Genomic DNA, 16,306 nt, shown 5'->3' with positions numbered 1-16,306 from the left:
ACATTTTGTATCGAACCTATTTGGTAATCGAAGCATTCGTTTTGGCTTCTTCTGTTTTAATTTTCTCTAATGCTGCTTGTGCCGTAGCGACCACATCTTTATAATCCGTGAAATTTTTGATGACACTTTCTAAAATATAAGTCGCTTGAAAACTGTCTTTCAAACCATAAAAATTATTAGCCATAACGACCAAACCTTTGGCTCCCAAATAACGATAGCTGGAATAATTTTTTGCTAATTTTTGAACCGCTTCGTTTGAAGCTTCAAATTTCCCTTCTTTATTTTTAAAATAGGCATCATAATAAATCGCTTCGGCGGCTAATTCCCCTTTAGCAATAGGCAATAATCTCGCATAAGCTTCTTTTGCTTTTGTTTCGTTTCCAGCTTGAATAGCGCTTCGTGCAATAATTATTTGCGCATCGCTTTTCACCATTTCTTCAATCTTGGCTTCGGCTAAAACTTTTTCTGCATAAATAACTGCTTTTGGGTATTCTTTCGTTTCATAATACAACTTCATCAAATTAGAAAGTGCAAAAAACTTATTTTGTTCGATATCCGATTCTGTTTCTAAACGCAACAATACTGGAATAGCATAATCGGCTCTTTTGTCTTTTAGATGAATTTGAGCCAAACGCACCAAAGATGGCTCTGTATATTCAGAACGTGCTTGTTGCACTACAAAATCAAAATGAGGAATAGATTTCCCCACAGCGCCTTCATCATAATACGCTTGCGCCAACTGGTAATTGGCTTTCAAAGCGTGAACGCCATTAGGGAAAGAGGTCACATATGCATTAAGCCCAGCTATCGCTTGCTTCGTATTGCCTTGCTGCAATTGTTTTTCGGCGGCTTCATAACTGTCATTATCTAATTCTACATCAGTTACCGATACAAATGACAACGTACGTACCCAAGTCGCATATTCATTTACTTTCCCGCTATCTACATAAATCAAACGAGCCGAGGCAACTGCTTCGAGTGCTTCTGGTGTTTTGGGAAAATCGGTTGCAATTTTTTTGAACTTGGTTAACGCCAAATCATCTTTATCATCATTATAATACACTAAACCTTGTCGCAGCAATGCCTTTGATGTAAAGGTTCCTTCTGGAAATTCGGTTATTAATTGGTTGTAAGTAGTTATTGCTAATTCGTCTTTTTTGTCAGCTACGTAAGTATTTCCCAATTCGAATAGCACATCATCTCTGTAAACAGATTGTTTGTAACGCTCCAAGAAAGCTTTCAACTCTATTATTTTCTTGTCATTTTTTCCTAAAAAACCATATGATAATGCCTTTTGAAGATAGGCATAATCAGCATCTACACTTTTTAACTCGATAGCTTTTACATAATTATCAATGGCTGGCCAATATTTTGACCCCACAAATCTACAATCTGCCAAACGCAAGTAAGCGTCTGCCAATCGGGCTTTATCCTCTGTATTAGTATCGATTTGTTTTTGAAAATAACTCGCTGCCGATTCATAGTCTTTTAATTTAAAACAAGAATAGCCTAAATTATAATTGCTGTTTTTAAACTCCATTGTAGTTGCTGCACTAGGCAAAACAACAAATTGTTTAAAACCTGCCAAAGCCGATTTGAAATCTTCCAAAACAAAATCCGATTCGGCTTTCCAGAAAGTAGCCCTTGCGGTGATATTTGCGTCTTTTGACTGATTTATTGCACGATTAAATAATTTGTTAGCAGTTGCATAATCGGCAGCAGTAAAAGACTCTAGTCCGCTATAAAACAACACTTTTTGATAAGCCAGTTTATTCTCAGCCGTTTTATTTCTTTCTAACAAAACCAATGCTTCTTTATAATTCTTAGAGGAGATATAAGAATCTATCAACAAACGCTCTACCTCAGCAACATTAGGATTACGAGGGTATTTATCTAAAAAAGCCAACAAAATAGAAGGCACACTTTCGTATGAATTTCCAATTTCATAACTCAACTTGGCATAATTAAGTGTGGCATCTTCCTGAAGCTCGGTATTAAAATCCATTTCAGAAGCATTCTTAAACGCGTTCAATGCCTGCGTTTTTTGTCCTAAATCCAAATACGATTCTCCCAAATGATAATACGCATTTTGAGCCACAAAATCTTTTCCATCAATGATTTTATTAAACTGTGCAATGGCATTTTCATATTGCTTTTGCTGGTAATACGCGTAACCCAATTGGTAAAAATCGGTATTGTTCCATTTCCCTTTTTTCCCTTTGTATTCGGACAAATAAGGAATCGCTTTCTCGTAATTTTTTAAATTAAAATAACTCTCCCCAATAATTTTATTCAATTCAGACAACTCCATTTCATTCGATTGTGCCATTGCTTTCACCCCTAAATCAATCGCTTTTTGGAAATTACCTAACTTAAAATTCATATCCGCCTGAAAATACGACAACTTCTCTTTGTATTTTTCTTCACCCGAAACCTCGTCAAAATACTTAGTTGCCGCTTTGTAATCATCACCTTCATACGCCATAAACCCTAGATAATACTTAGCCTGAGCACCGTATTCTGCCGAGTTCAAAACCATATTCAAGTATTTTGTAGCTTCTTTTTTCTTTCTGGTGGTGTAATAGCTATACCCTTTTTGAAAATTAAAACGCTCCAATTCTTGTTTTGTAAGTTCGTCAGCTTCCACTTTATCAAACCAATACAAAGCTTTTGGGTAATTATTTTGTTCAAAATAGTAATGTGCAGCTTCAACATAAGCTTGATTGCGCTTAGAGCTAGTAGGGTATTTTTTTACGAATAATGCCACCAAATCCTCAGCATTATTGGTGTTTGTTCGGATAGCACAATTTGCAATGTAGTACGCACAATCCCCTTTGATATCCTCATTAGAAACATTCTGTTGCACTTTTTCAAAAACAAGTTGAGCGCTAGCATATTGCTTATTCGTATACAAATCCATTGCTGTATCAAAACGCTGCAAATCGTGAGTATAAACAGTAGATTTTTGTGCAAAAACACCAGAAAAACAAAGTAAAAAAGGTAGAATTAGGAGCCAATAAAAGGTACGCATTGTGCTATTTTTTTGATGATTCAAATATATCATATTTATCGTATTACAAACGAGAAGAAACAACATTTTATTATCTCACTCCAATCGAGAATCGTAATTAGGAACAGAAAAATAAGGCTTTTTTGTATACATCGTCCTGCTATACACTATATCTTTTGTTACGCTATCGCTTCACAAAAGGATGCCGTTTCTATCAGGGTTAAAAGCCAACATTATGGCATTCTTGGAAGCATTAAAATCCGACTTAAACTTCCCCAAATTACTTTACAAAACAAACTAAAGCCTTTCGCTATTACCATTACACAACGAAGCAACAATCAAACTGATGATTTTAGCTCATTAGCTTCGAATTTATTTTGAATACAAAGGCTAACTTCTTACTTTTACGCAATAAATCACTTCAATCATGTCACAAACCGTATTAGCTTTAAACAACGTAACCATTTATCAAGAAGGAAGAACCATTTTATCCGATGTTAATTTAGAAGTAAAACATGGTGAATTCATCTACTTAATAGGAAAAACAGGTTCAGGAAAAAGTAGTTTACTCAAAACCTTATACGGTGACTTGCCTTTAACAGAAGGTACTGGACATATTGTAGATTACAATTTAGAAACTTTAACTGAAGTAGAAATTCCTTTTTTAAGAAGAAGAATCGGAATCGTTTTTCAAGATTTCAAACTCTTACCCGATCGTTCTATAAATGACAACATGTTGTTTGTACTCAAAGCAACTGGTTGGACAGATTTGAACGATATGAATAACAAAATCGAAGAAGTGCTTACCAAAGTTGGCATGCAAGATTTTGGCAACAAAATGCCACACCAACTTTCTGGAGGAGAACAACAAAGAGTTGCTATTGCTAGAGCTTTGCTCAACGACCCTGAATTCATTCTTGCTGATGAACCTACTGGAAACTTAGACCCACAAACCAGTGCCGAAGTACTTGAGGTACTAAAAACCATCAATGCTCTTGGCAAAACCATCATCATGGCCACTCACGATTATGCTTTGTTAATGAAATACCCTTCTAAGACCTTGAAATGTGAGGACACCAAAATTTTTGAGGTAGTTCAGCGCACGGTATAATGCTTTCTGTTCTTATTCCGGTATACAATTATGCTGTATTTCCATTAGTTTTGGAAGTACACAAACAATGTATTGCCGCCGGAATTCAATTCGAAATCCTTTGCCAAGACGATTGTTCTACATCACATATAGAAGAAAATCTTGCTATTGAGCAGCTACCCTATTGCACCTTTTCTCAAAACAAAGTCAATTTAGGCAGAGGAAACAATCGAAACCTACTGATTCAAAAAGCTCAATTCGATTGGTTACTGCTTTTGGATTGCGATACCTTTCCTAGAGATTCTTTTTTTATCAAAAACTATCTTTCATTTATACAAAAACCGATGTCATCTTTGGTTTTTGGAGGCATTATATATCATCCCAAAAAGCCACACAACTCACAATTGTTACGCTGGGTGTATGGTCAAAAAAGAGAAGCACTTCCTTGCAACATCAGAAATAAAAAACCTAATAGCAGCGCTTTAACTTCTAATTTATTAATAAAAAAAGAAATCGCTAAACAGTTTCCATTTCCAGAATCTCTAAAAGAATACGGATATGAAGATTTTTGTTTTCTCACCAATTTAGCTTTACACAACATTACAGTATTCCATCTTGACAACCCTACTTTTCATCTCAATTTAGAAACTTCAACAGCATTTTTAGCCAAAACAGAAATGGCGCAAAAAAACTTGTTGTTTTTAGTCCGCCATCAAATCATCGATACCAAAGAAAGCAAGATTGCTCGCGTATTTTTATTAGCGGAAAAATTAAAATTATTGGGACTCCTCAGTTGGTTGTTTCAAAAAACGAAAATGAAAGTCAGCCAAAATTTGTGTTCAAAAAAACCATCATTACTCCTTTTCGATTGGTACAAATTGGGTTATTTATGCCACTTGCAAACTAACACTGTATAATCAAACTATCGAACAAAGCCTTCCACTGGTTCATAATAGCATTTAGCTCGTAGTTAGCTATGCTTTTTTGAGCATTTTCACCCATCGTTTTTCTCAATCTTTCATCCTGAAAAAGCAATGCCAATCGCTCCACAAATGCCTCAACATTGCCATCCTCAACCAAAAAACCATTTACACCATCAGTGATAATTGACCTTGGACCAATTGGACAATCGTAAGCCACACAAGGCAAACCAGAAGCCATAGCCTCAAGCAGCACCAAACCCAATCCTTCATAACGCGAAGTCATCACAAACACAGCACTATCTAAATAAACCGTCTCAACGGCCACAAGAGGTGGATAAAACGTAACGCTACTTTCAATACCTAATGTCTGAGCCAACTGAAGCAATTGGGTTTCGGGATTCAAAACGCCATAAATACAAAGTTCCCATTCGGGTTGAAGCTTAGCCACTTGCTGCCAAATAACCAGCAAACGGTCCAATCCTTTTTCATAAGCATTTCTGGCAATTGCCACTACGCGTTTAGAACTGATTTGCTTTTTTTCTGCAGTTCTAATTACTAAGGGATTAGTAATAATTGTGCAATTTGAAGCTGGCCACTCTTTGGCACTTTCAGCATTCAAAACAACGAAAGTATCAAATCGTTTGGCTGCCCATTCTTTAAACCAAAGGGTGCAATTGTATTTCATTTTGTTCAAAAAGGAAATAGAAAACGGCGCTTCTTTTTGGTATTTCGACCCGTGACATTCGAATACAATGGGTATTTTTTTGTTTAATAAAAATGGAACCAAATAGGCTTTCAATCCATTGTCTGCAACAATAATACTATCGGGTTGTAAAGAAAGTGCTACTTCCTTAAGTTGCTTTTTATATTGAAAAACAGCCTTCATCGATTGCCCTTTTCGCTCAATATCATGCCAAACAATAGTAGGATGAAAATCAAAAAAAGGATTTTTATGACCTTCGTTTTGGGTAACTACGTGGATTTCATAACCCCATTTTTCAATAAAATAATGCGTTTTAAGAGCAAGTATTTTGGCCACACCTCCCGCATTATTGACTGACGGAATCAGATAAAGCAATTTCATTGTTTGGAAGCCAAAAATTGTGGATAGTCTCGAATATAATCCGATTCTTCAAAAACATCCGATGCCAAAACCAAACAAACAGAACCCGAAGAAAAATTTTGTAATTCTCTCCAAATCCCTGTCGGAATCAGTAATCCCAGCGAAGGTTTATTGAGCAAAATTGTTTTTTTCTCAAAACCATCATCCAAAACTACCTCAAAGCTTCCGCTGAGAGCAATCAAGACTTCTTGTTGTTCAATATGAGCGTGTCCACCCCTAAAAGCACTACTAGGCACATCAAACAAGTAATACACTCGCTTAAAATCGAAAGTTAAGATATCATTTTGAATAAATCCTAAATTCCCACGGGTGTCTTCTACCACTGGAATTGCAATCGTTTTTAGGTCTTTAAGAGTAGTTTTCATTGGGTAATTTCTAAATAATTTTTGCGCCCATTAAACGCAAATTGAATGGCTTTGGGTGTTTCTTTTAGCCTTATCTTTTTCTGTTTTACATCATAAAACACTTTTTGTAAAACGCGAAAAATCCAATTGCTCATTCCTATACGTTTCAAAAAAGCGCCTTGAATGTAATACCGCTGCAAAAATGATACTTTATCTGTCGTTGTTTTGTCTGTATGCGAAGCAATAACTTTGGGAACAAAAGAAATTTGCTGTTGTTGACGGTACAAATCCATTAAAAAAATGGTCTCTTCCCCCATTTCAAAGATCGCTCCTAATCCAAAATGAGTATCAAATTCAATTCCTGAGGCGTCCAAAATGGCTTTATTTATCGTTATTTCAATAGACATCACAGAAAACAAAGTCAATGGTTTTAAAAACATTTGACTTTTTTTTGGATATTTTTTAAACAACTTCCTATTTTCGTTTTCAATCTGAAAACTAATCACTGCTGCATCAGGAAACAGTTCATAAGCAGCGACAATTGTTTCTATAAAATCAGGTTGAAATACTTCATCATCATCTGCCAAAATTAAAATTTCTCCTCGGGAATTTTTCAATCCCAAATTTCTACTTTTAGACAGCCCTATTTCAAAGGAATTAATGACTTTGACAGTAGGAAAATCGGAGGTCAAAATAGCATTTTCATGGGTTTGATTGACGATTAAAATTGAAAAATCAGCAAAATGAGCAAAAGGAAACATCGGAATCAAAAAATCCAACGAATCCCTATTCATCGTTGCAATTATAATTTCAACAGCCTCTTTTGTATAGCGAATATTCAATTTGTTCTTACATTTACACAAATATAGAAAAATAGGGTTTGTAAATGAAAATACTTTTGATTGGCGAATACAGCAGGTTGCACAATTCTTTAAAAGAAGGCTTGGTGGCATTGGGTCATGAAGTGGTACTTGTAGCCTCGGGTGATGCTTTCAAAAACTTCCCTTCTGATTATTCAATTCGAGCCCAAATCACCAATAGTAATTGGTTTTTTAAGAAAATAAGAAACCTTATTTACAGTGTAAGTCGAATTGAAACTGAACAGATAGAACATGCGATTCGTTTTTACTTTTTACTTCCAAAACTTAATAAATTTGACCATGTTCAACTCATCAATTCAGATGCATTAGCCACTTTTCCTTGGGTTTCGAGATTTCTATATCGCAAGTTATTTCAAAATATAAAAAGTCGAAGTTTGGTGGTTTGCGGTGACGAAACGCCCGTCATTGATTATTTGCTAAAAAAAGAATTGCCTTATTCTATTTTGACGCCTTTTTTTGAAGATGCTACACTCAAAAATCATTTTTATTACCCTCTAAAATACACCAAACCTCAGTATCGAAAAACCTTCGAATGGTTAGCACAAAATTGTCAATCGATGACGACTTCTGATATGGATTATAAAATTCCGATGGAACGTATGGGATTCAATGCACCCTTGATTCCTAATCCAGTCAATTGTGAAAAGATTTCTTTTGAAGCCATAAACCATCTTGAACCCGTTGTGATTTTCTTGGGCATTAATCGAGGCAGTTATATTAAAAAAGGAATACCTTATTTTGAAAAAGCATTGGCCGAAATTGAGAAAAAATACGGCACTAAAGTTTGTATCTCTATTTGCGAAAACCAACCCTATGAAGCTTACATCAGCCTGTATAATAAAGCACATATCGTGCTGGACCAAATTTATGCTATGGACCAAGGGTATAACGCTTTGGAAGCTATGGCAAAAGGAAAAGTAGTTTTTACGGGTGCAAGCGAGGCGTTTATGAATTATTATGGTTTAAATGAAAATGTAGCAATTCACACGCTACCAGATAAAGATTACCTTGTGAACCAATTATCCCACTTAATCGAAAACCCAAGTAAACTAAAGGAAATTGGAGAACGAGCAAGAGCATTCATAGAAAAAGAACATCATTATAAAAAAATCGCAAAGCAATATCTTGCGGCTTGGAAACTTTAACTCTTCGGTAAAAAGAGTTTTCTAAACACTAACAAAATCAATACAAAACCTAAGGCACTAGCACAGCAATACGCTTGAATCGCTCCTTCATATCCTCGCGTTTTTATCCAATACAGTGATAGCACTAAATAGCTCAAATTAAAAGTTATTTCAAGAAAAAAATAAACTTTGAGTCGTGCTTTGACCAAAATTTGGTAGCCAAAAGCTAAAGTTAGTATTTTAAAAAAATCACCTAAAAATTGCCAAATCAATACCGATTGTAACTTCAAAAATTCTGGTGTGAATACCCACTTCAAAATCCATTCTTTGGCAAAAAACAAAACCAATAACATTACTAAAAACAAAGGAACAAAAGACGAAAAATACACCTTTACTTCTTGCTTAAAAGCGTCCTCGGTTGACAATGACGCTAATTTTGGCATATAATACAATGACAATCCAGAAGTAAAAAAAAGCATATAAAAACTAGATAATTTGGTGGTGGCTTCCCAAAAACCAGCTTCGACTAAAGAATAATTTTCAGTAATTGCATTCCGTATCAAAAGCAGTGTTAACGGAGCAATAATGGCCGTAAGCAAAGCCATCGCAGAAAACTTTTGAATCGCCGTCGCGTATTCTTTTTTAATAAAAAACCGAAAGTGAAATTGAAAAAGGCGTTTGTCTTTTATGACGAAAACAAAAGTAGCAAGAACCATCAATAATTCACTTAAAGCAATTGCCCACACCGCACCACTAATGGTATGAAAATAAATCAAGCTTATGGTAACCAAAAAAACCAAAACAGAAGAAACCAATTGCACCAAAACAATAGTTTTGAACTGTTCCAATCCATTATAAATGGCTAACCAAAACGTATTAAGCAAGACCAAAGGCAAAGACAAACCTACTATTCGGATTGGAGTAGTCCATTGGTTGGAATGAAACAAAAGCTGTCCGATAGCCTCCGCAAAACAGAAAACCCCAATGGCTAATAAAGAAGAAATAATAAAAAAAACGGATAGAAAAGTAGCATACAATTCCGAAATTGCTTTTTTATTTTCTTTGTTCTCAGCTACTAATTTTACCAAAGAAGTACTAATACCAAGCGTTGCAACGGATTTTAGCATCGCACCCAGATTTCTGAAATTGCCCAATATTGCCATTCCAGAGGGTCCTAAAAAAACCGCAACCACCTTGTTCGAGATAAAACCCAATACAAAAGTAGTTCCTACCGAAAGTGAATTCACACTCAGCACCTTGAATAGATCATTTTCTTTAAAAAACTTCAAATACTTATTCTTAAAATGGGTCAAAATCAGCAATTAATATTGGTTTAATGCATTGATAATAGCACTAACTTCTTCATCCTCTAGAGCTGGATGTAGCGGAATACTCAAAACCTCCTCGTGTATCTTCTCGGTAATGGGAAACGAGAGTGCATTCATTTGTGTCAAAGCCTTTTGCTTGTGCGGCGGAATGGGATAATGAATTGCTGTTTCGATGCCGTGTTGTTGTAAATAGACTTGTAATTCAGCCCTTCTTGAAATTCGAATCACAAACAAATGGAAAACGTGATTTTTAGAAAAATCCCAAAATGGCAAGATGATTTTATCGTTTTTGATTTCGGTCAAATAACGTTTGGCAATACTTCTTCGCTTATCATTATCTGCATCTAAATTAGATAATTTCAGGTTCAAAAAAGCGGCTTGAATTTCATCCAATCTTGAATTTACACCAATAAATTCGTTCAGATATTTTGTTTCGGAACCATAATTACGAAGGGATTGTATCACTTTCTCCAATTTAGCATCATTGGTAACAACCGCTCCTCCATCGCCCAAAGCTCCTAAATTTTTACTCGGATAAAAACTGTAGGCAACAGCCCAGATTCTGGTTTTGGAATTTGGAATTTCAAAATTAGAATTTCTTTCTATTCCGTGAGCTTGCGCTGCATCTTCCACAACAATCAAACTATGTTCAGTGGCGATAGCATTAATTCGCTCCATTTCTGCCAACTGACCATACAAATGAACCGCCAAAATAGCTTTGGTCTTTGGCGTTATTTTTTCTGGAATCAAATCAGGATTAATGTTGTAAGTTTCTAATTTGGGTTCGACCAAAACGGGAACCAAATCAGCAGCTAGAATAGCTAAAATACTTGCAATATAAGTATTGGCTGGGACAATAACTTCATCCCCTTTTTGCAATTTTCCTAATTGGATATAGCCTTTAAAAATCAAAATCAAAGCATCCAAACCATTGCCCACTCCCACACAATGTTGGGTTTTACAATAGGTTGCAAAATTATTTTCGAAGGTTTCGACTTCTTTGCCTAAAATATACCAACCACGCTCTAAAACCGATTTCAATGTGTCTTGAAATGCCGTTTCATACCGTTCGTTTATTTTTTTTAAGTCTAGAAATCGTATCATTTTAAGGAGTTTTTATAAAAATCCTGACTCCATACCGTGCAACCCAATTCTTCTTTTTGCTGTAATAAGCCGCTATGAAATCCTTTTTCGCCAGAGTCATTTACAATTCCCATATCAAAAAAAAGTTTGCCCTTTTTTTGAAAAATATCTAGTAAAGAAATGAATAAAAAATCCAAGGCGCGGTATTTTTCACCTTTTTTGGAAGTGGCACCGTACTGCGATTTTACTCCGTTTTCAAATTCAAAAATGGTGATTCCTGCTACAATCTTATCCTCTAAATAAGCTGAAAATTGTTTGATATTTTTGGGGAATCTTTCGTGAAGCAATTGAATTTCTGCTAAGCTATGAACTGGTTTTGCATCGTATTTTTCTACTAATCTTGGCTCTAGAATTTTTTCCCAAAAAGGCTGAAAATTAGTTTCTTCTACTACTCTCAATCCTAATACTTCTGTCCGTCTAAAATGCTTTAATTTACTTTTAGAAATTGGAATCTCTTGAGGCAAATGTGCGACCATATTCATTTCTTTTCGGTACAATTGCGCTCCTTTTTTCATCAAAAAAAAGTCAATTGCTGCATTGCCTTGTCCTAAATAAAACGAAGGAATTGGATGTAAATAAAAATGTTCTATTCGCTTGCTTTTGAAAAAATCAAATAACAAATCCAGAATCGTTTCTATCTTTTCTATTTTTAATTTGGAAGCATACACCAATCCGCCGTATGTCAATCCTTGATGTGAATATACCTTGTTGTCTACTCTATTGGCGGGTAAGACTGCGACCAATTTAACTTTATCAAATACTAACAATGAAAAATCATCGAATCGATCTTGATGGTACTCCATAAAGTCCCTATGAAACAAAAAGGTTGCATTGTATGCGGCACTCACAAAGGTGTTCCAAAGCTCATAATCGCTTTCTTGATAAGGCCTGACACTATAATTTTTCACTTTTATTTCAATTTTAAATCCAATGTAGGCAACGACCAATTGAATTTGACCACCAACAATCGAATAATAATAATCACCAAAGAGGTGACTAACTGAATGAATTGATCAGGGAAGTTTCCTTGCTCTAACATAAAAAAAACAAAACCTCCAAAAATACATATCGTTGCATAAATTTCTTTTCTAAAAATGACGGGGATTTCTGCACACAAAACATCTCTGATAACACCACCAAAACAAGCGGTCATAGTACCCAGTGCCACACAAATAAACGGATGCATCCCAAAATCGAGTCCTTTTTGAATTCCAATTAAAGTAAAAACTCCCAAACCAATGCTATCCGAGAATAGCATTGATAATTTAAACCGATGTAAATTTCCTCTGAAAATCAACACTAAAACAAAGCCCAAACTTATGATATATAAATAATTCAAATCTTGCATCCAACCCACAGGTGTCCTACCAATCAAGACGTCTCGAAGCGTACCCCCACCAACGGCAGTAACAAAGGCGATAATTAAAACCCCAAAAGGATCCATTCTTTTGTGAAGCGCTGTAAGTGCTCCAGATATGGCAAATGCCAATGTTCCGACTAAGTCTAATGCCTCAAAAAATGTCATACAGTAACTTTTAAGTTGCTAAATTAAAATGTAAAAATTGTATCAAAAGTAAAGAATTATACTTTGTAAAAAGACATTGATTTGAAATGGAATTGATCTGAGTGATTTTCTTGGTTCAGAATTTTAAACAAAACCCACACAATATGTATCTTTGTCATTAAAAAAAGCTTGAAACAAATTACTTCTATACAAAATCCGTATATCAAATCCTTGGTTTTATTGCAAGAAAAAGCCAAAGCTCGTAAACAAACGGGCACTTTCTTGATTGAAGGGCAAAGAGAAATTAGCATTGCCATTAAAGGCGGATACGAAATTGAAACCTTATTGTTTGTTCCCGAAATTTGTTCAGAAAACCAAACCAAACAATTGGCTCCAAATGCAGATTTAATCGAAATTACTTCGGTAGTTTATGAAAAACTGGCTTACAGAGATTCTACTGAAGGTGTCTTGGCTGTAGCCAAAACCAAATCGACTTTGTTATCAGATTTAAAGCTCTCCGAAAACCCATTGATTTTGGTTGCCGAAGCTCCTGAAAAACCAGGCAATATTGGCGCATTATTACGAACGGCAGATGCCGCTAATTTGGACGCCGTAATCATTGCCAATCCCAAAAGTGATTTGTACAACCCTAATATCGTTCGTTCGAGCGTCGGTTGTTTGTTTACCAACCAAATCGCCACAGGCAGTACGGAGGAAATCATTGCTTTTTTGAAAGCAAGAAATATTAGTTTTTATTGCGCTACTTTACAAAACTCCAATAGCTATCATCTTGAAAATTATACTAAGCCTACCGCTTTGGTCGTGGGAACAGAAGCTACAGGATTAACACAAGAATGGCGCGATGCAGCTACACAAAACATCATTATCCCGATGCAAGGCGAGATTGATTCGATGAACGTTTCGGTTGCGGCGGCTATTCTGATTTTCGAAGCCAAAAGACAAAGAGGATTTTAATACCTCCAAAAATCTCAAAACAGAAAGACTAACTCGCAGTTGCAAGTCCCACAATAATTGTTTAGTTTTAGAAATTGAACCATGCCGTTATGACAGAATTAGAAATAGAAAAAGAAAACAAAGCGATTGCGCAAGAATACAAAGAATTATTGCGAATCAGTTATCAAACGTTGACGCCTACCGACAAAAAACTAATTCGGAAAGCTTTTGACGTATCTGTAGATGCTCACAAAGACCAAAGAAGAAAATCAGGGGAAGCTTATATTTTTCACCCCATTGCTGTGGCCAAAATTGTGGCTTCAGAAATTGGTTTAGGTGCCACCTCTATAGCTGCTGCCTTACTTCATGATGTGGTCGAAGATACACCAATGACCGTTGAAGATATTGAACGCCTTTTTAATCCAAAAGTTGCTCAATTGGTCGAGGGACTTACCAAAATTTCATTGGTTCAAAAAGACTTAAATGCCTCCATTCAAGCAGAAAATTTCAGAAAAATGATTCTTACTTTGAACGATGATGTTCGGGTAATTTTAATCAAACTTGCCGATCGTTTGCACAATATGCAAACTATGGATTCGATGCGTGAGGATAAACAAACCAAAATCGCTTCTGAAACTTTATATATTTATGCTCCTTTAGCGCATCGATTGGGATTGTACAACATCAAAACCAAATTAGAAGATTTAGGATTAAAATATACTGAACCCGAGATATACAATGAAATTGTCAGTAAAATAAAAGAAACCAAAGAAGAACAAGACGCCTATATCAAAGATATTTCGGATGTACTAAAAAATTCTTTGGACCAAGAAGGAATTGAATACATTATCAAGGGTAGACCTAAATCAATTTATTCTATTCGTAGAAAAATGAAGGCTCAGAATGTAAGTTTTGACGAAGTTTACGATAAGTTTGCCTTACGTATAGTGTATAAAGCATTACCTAATGAAGAGAAATTTTTTGCCTGGAAAATTTACTCAATAGTTACCGATCACTACAGACCTAGCCCAAGCCGTTTGAGAGATTGGATTTCCTCTCCAAAATCAACAGGTTATGAAGCTTTGCATATTACCGTTATGGGACCTAGAGGACGCTGGGTAGAAGTGCAAGTGCGAAGTGAAAGAATGGACGAAATTGCCGAAAAAGGCTATGCAGCGCATTACAAATATAAAAATGGTGCCTCAGAAGAAAGTGGCTTAGATGTTTGGCTAAACTTACTGAGAGAAGCTTTAGAAAATTCTGAAACAAACGCCGTTGATTTTGTAGAAGATTTCAAAATGAATCTCTATTCTAAAGAGATTTTTGTATTTACTCCAAAAGGAGAAATCAAATCACTCCCAAAAGGCGCTACCTCGTTGGATTTCGCCTTTAGTATTCACTCTGAACTAGGAATTAAAACCCGAGGAACTCGCGTTAACGGAAAACTAGTGCCGCTGAATTATGAACTCAAAAGTGGTGACCAAATAGAAGTCATTACTTCGCAATACCAAAAACCAACCGCTAACTGGTTGGACTATGTGACCACTTCAAGAGCAAAAACAAAAATTAAAAACGTTCTCAACGAAAACACCAAAAAAATTGCTGAAGAAGGAAAAGAAATACTTACCCGTAAGCTAAAACATTTAAAAATCACCCTCAGCGAATCCGTTACCAATGAGTTAGTGAATTTCTTCAAACTCAAAACCAGTTTGGATTTGTATTATAGAGTAGGAATTGGAGCCATTGAAAATCAGCAATTGAAAGATTTTGCAGCTAAAAAAAGTAACACTTTCATCAATTTTTTCAAAAATAAAATCAAACGCAATCCAAAAAATACAGCTGACGCCGACATTCACAAACCAGAAATCAATACTAATTATGATTTACTAGTTTTTGGCACAGAGCATGACAAATTAGATTACAAATTAGCCCCCTGTTGCAACCCAATTCCCGGAGATGATGTTTTTGGCTTTGTTACTATAAATGAAGGCATTAAAGTACACAAAAAAGATTGTCCAAATGCCATAGGAATGCAGTCTAACTATGCTTATCGCATCATGATTGCCAAATGGATCGACTCTACGCAAGAAGAGTTTAAGGCACTACTCGATATTACAGGAATGGATATACTTGGATTGACCAACCAACTTACAAAAGTAATTTCAAACAATATGCATGTCAACATTCAAAGTATTTCCTTGAGTACCAATGCAGGGCTTTTTCATGGTCAAGTAGCGGTAATTGTTCAAAACAATGCCATTCTCAAGAAAATGATCAACAACATCAAAAAAATAGACGGCATAGAAAAAGTAACTAGAGTCTACAATACTTAAATTTCGATTAAGAACATTTAATCACAAACTTTAAAACTAGGGACTTTAATCTTTAAACAAAATAATTTATCTTTGCAAGATATGACACTCATCTCCACAGAAAACAATAAAAATCAAGAAATTGTAAAAAATGTTTTTACAATGTATCTTGAAAATAAAGGACATAGAAAAACGCCTGAACGCTATGCTATCCTTCAAGAAATCTACGATAGTGAAGAACATTTTGATATCGAAAATTTGTATATCAAAATGAAAAACAAAAACTATCGTGTGAGCAGAGCTACCTTATACAATACGATTGAATTGCTTCTGGATTGTGCCTTGGTGCGTAAACACCAATTTGGTCAAAATCAGGCGCATTACGAAAAATCATATTTCGACAAACAACACGATCACATTATCATGACCGATACGGGAGAAGTAATCGAGTTTTGTGATCCAAGAATACAAACGATAAAAAAAACGATCGAAGAAATTTTTGATATAGAAATCACCAATCACTCGCTGTATTTATATGGCAACAAAAAGAAAACAGAATAATTTTTTTAT

General features: G+C 35.3%; 14 protein-coding genes. 6 read left to right on the top strand and 8 right to left on the bottom strand.

The features are described from left to right. Positions 1 to 16 precede the first annotated feature (16 nt). The gene (locus O9307_RS02420) at positions 17 to 3,031 is read right to left on the bottom strand and encodes a tetratricopeptide repeat protein (RefSeq protein WP_298294969.1); all 3,015 of its coding nucleotides are present in this window, start codon (positions 3,029 to 3,031) and stop codon (positions 17 to 19) included. Positions 3,032 to 3,437: 406 nt separating this feature from the next. On the opposite strand from O9307_RS02420, the gene O9307_RS02415 reads away from it, so the two are divergent. Next, positions 3,438 to 4,121: an ATP-binding cassette domain-containing protein gene (locus O9307_RS02415; RefSeq protein ID WP_298294967.1), complete on the top strand. Its 684-nt coding sequence runs from the start codon at positions 3,438 to 3,440 to the stop codon at positions 4,119 to 4,121. Further along, positions 4,121 to 5,017 (top strand): glycosyltransferase, encoded by an 897-nt coding sequence (locus tag O9307_RS02410; protein WP_298294965.1) that lies wholly within the window; start codon positions 4,121 to 4,123, stop codon positions 5,015 to 5,017. Before O9307_RS02415 ends, O9307_RS02410 begins: the two co-directional genes overlap by 1 nt. On the opposite strand, the gene O9307_RS02405 is transcribed toward O9307_RS02410, so the two are convergent. The 3 genes from O9307_RS02405 to O9307_RS02395 are packed head-to-tail and all read right to left on the bottom strand — an operon-like array spanning position 5,004 to position 7,332. Continuing rightward, positions 5,004 to 6,107 (bottom strand): glycosyltransferase family 4 protein, encoded by a 1,104-nt coding sequence (locus tag O9307_RS02405; RefSeq protein WP_298294963.1) that lies wholly within the window; start codon positions 6,105 to 6,107, stop codon positions 5,004 to 5,006. The two genes, O9307_RS02410 and O9307_RS02405, sit on opposite strands and share 14 nt — an antisense overlap. Continuing rightward, positions 6,104 to 6,511: an FdtA/QdtA family cupin domain-containing protein gene (locus O9307_RS02400; RefSeq protein ID WP_298294961.1), complete on the bottom strand. Its 408-nt coding sequence runs from the start codon at positions 6,509 to 6,511 to the stop codon at positions 6,104 to 6,106. Before O9307_RS02400 ends, O9307_RS02405 begins: the two co-directional genes overlap by 4 nt. Further along, the gene (locus O9307_RS02395) at positions 6,508 to 7,332 is read right to left on the bottom strand and encodes a glycosyltransferase family A protein (RefSeq protein WP_298294959.1); all 825 of its coding nucleotides are present in this window, start codon (positions 7,330 to 7,332) and stop codon (positions 6,508 to 6,510) included. Before O9307_RS02395 ends, O9307_RS02400 begins: the two co-directional genes overlap by 4 nt. Positions 7,333 to 7,376: 44 nt before the next feature. Between O9307_RS02395 and O9307_RS02390 the strand changes: the two genes are divergently transcribed. Then, on the top strand, positions 7,377 to 8,516 hold the full coding sequence (locus O9307_RS02390; RefSeq protein ID WP_298294957.1) for a glycosyltransferase: 1,140 nt from the start codon (positions 7,377 to 7,379) through the stop codon (positions 8,514 to 8,516). Here the strand turns inward: O9307_RS02390 and O9307_RS02385 are convergent. Genes O9307_RS02385 through O9307_RS02370 form a run of 4 tightly spaced genes read right to left on the bottom strand, consistent with a single transcriptional unit; the run spans position 8,513 to position 12,491 of the window. After that, on the bottom strand, positions 8,513 to 9,784 hold the full coding sequence (locus tag O9307_RS02385) for an O-antigen translocase (protein ID WP_298294955.1): 1,272 nt from the start codon (positions 9,782 to 9,784) through the stop codon (positions 8,513 to 8,515). The genes O9307_RS02390 and O9307_RS02385 overlap by 4 nt on opposite strands. A gap of 33 nt (positions 9,785 to 9,817) precedes the next feature. Next, entirely contained in the window at positions 9,818 to 10,927 is a 1,110-nt protein-coding gene (locus O9307_RS02380; RefSeq protein WP_298294953.1) for a DegT/DnrJ/EryC1/StrS family aminotransferase, read from the bottom strand. Continuing rightward, positions 10,924 to 11,874, bottom strand: coding sequence for a FemAB family protein (locus tag O9307_RS02375; protein WP_298294951.1), 951 nt, complete (start codon positions 11,872 to 11,874; stop codon positions 10,924 to 10,926). The genes O9307_RS02380 and O9307_RS02375 overlap by 4 nt, the downstream gene beginning before the upstream one ends. A 2-nt stretch (positions 11,875 to 11,876) precedes the next feature. Next, positions 11,877 to 12,491: a trimeric intracellular cation channel family protein gene (locus tag O9307_RS02370; RefSeq protein WP_298294949.1), complete on the bottom strand. Its 615-nt coding sequence runs from the start codon at positions 12,489 to 12,491 to the stop codon at positions 11,877 to 11,879. 168 nt (positions 12,492 to 12,659) lie between these two features. Between O9307_RS02370 and O9307_RS02365 the strand changes: the two genes are divergently transcribed. The 3 genes from O9307_RS02365 to O9307_RS02355 all read left to right on the top strand — a co-directional run bounded on the left by O9307_RS02365 (position 12,660) and on the right by O9307_RS02355 (position 16,297). Further along, positions 12,660 to 13,445, top strand: a complete 786-nt coding sequence (locus tag O9307_RS02365; protein ID WP_298294947.1) for an RNA methyltransferase — start codon at positions 12,660 to 12,662, stop codon at positions 13,443 to 13,445. Between the two features lie 89 nt (positions 13,446 to 13,534). Then, positions 13,535 to 15,757: a RelA/SpoT family protein gene (locus O9307_RS02360; protein WP_298294945.1), complete on the top strand. Its 2,223-nt coding sequence runs from the start codon at positions 13,535 to 13,537 to the stop codon at positions 15,755 to 15,757. Positions 15,758 to 15,838: 81 nt separating this feature from the next. After that, complete coding sequence (locus tag O9307_RS02355) at positions 15,839 to 16,297, top strand: transcriptional repressor (RefSeq protein ID WP_024981183.1); 459 nt, start codon at positions 15,839 to 15,841, stop codon at positions 16,295 to 16,297. The last annotated feature ends 9 nt before the right edge of the window (positions 16,298 to 16,306 follow it).

This window comes from Flavobacterium sp. (assembly GCF_027531905.1).
In the GTDB taxonomy this organism is placed as follows: Bacteria; Bacteroidota; Bacteroidia; order Flavobacteriales; family Flavobacteriaceae; genus Flavobacterium.
Note: the sequence above shows the minus strand (reverse complement) of the source record. Positions and strands in the feature narration are given on the sequence as shown.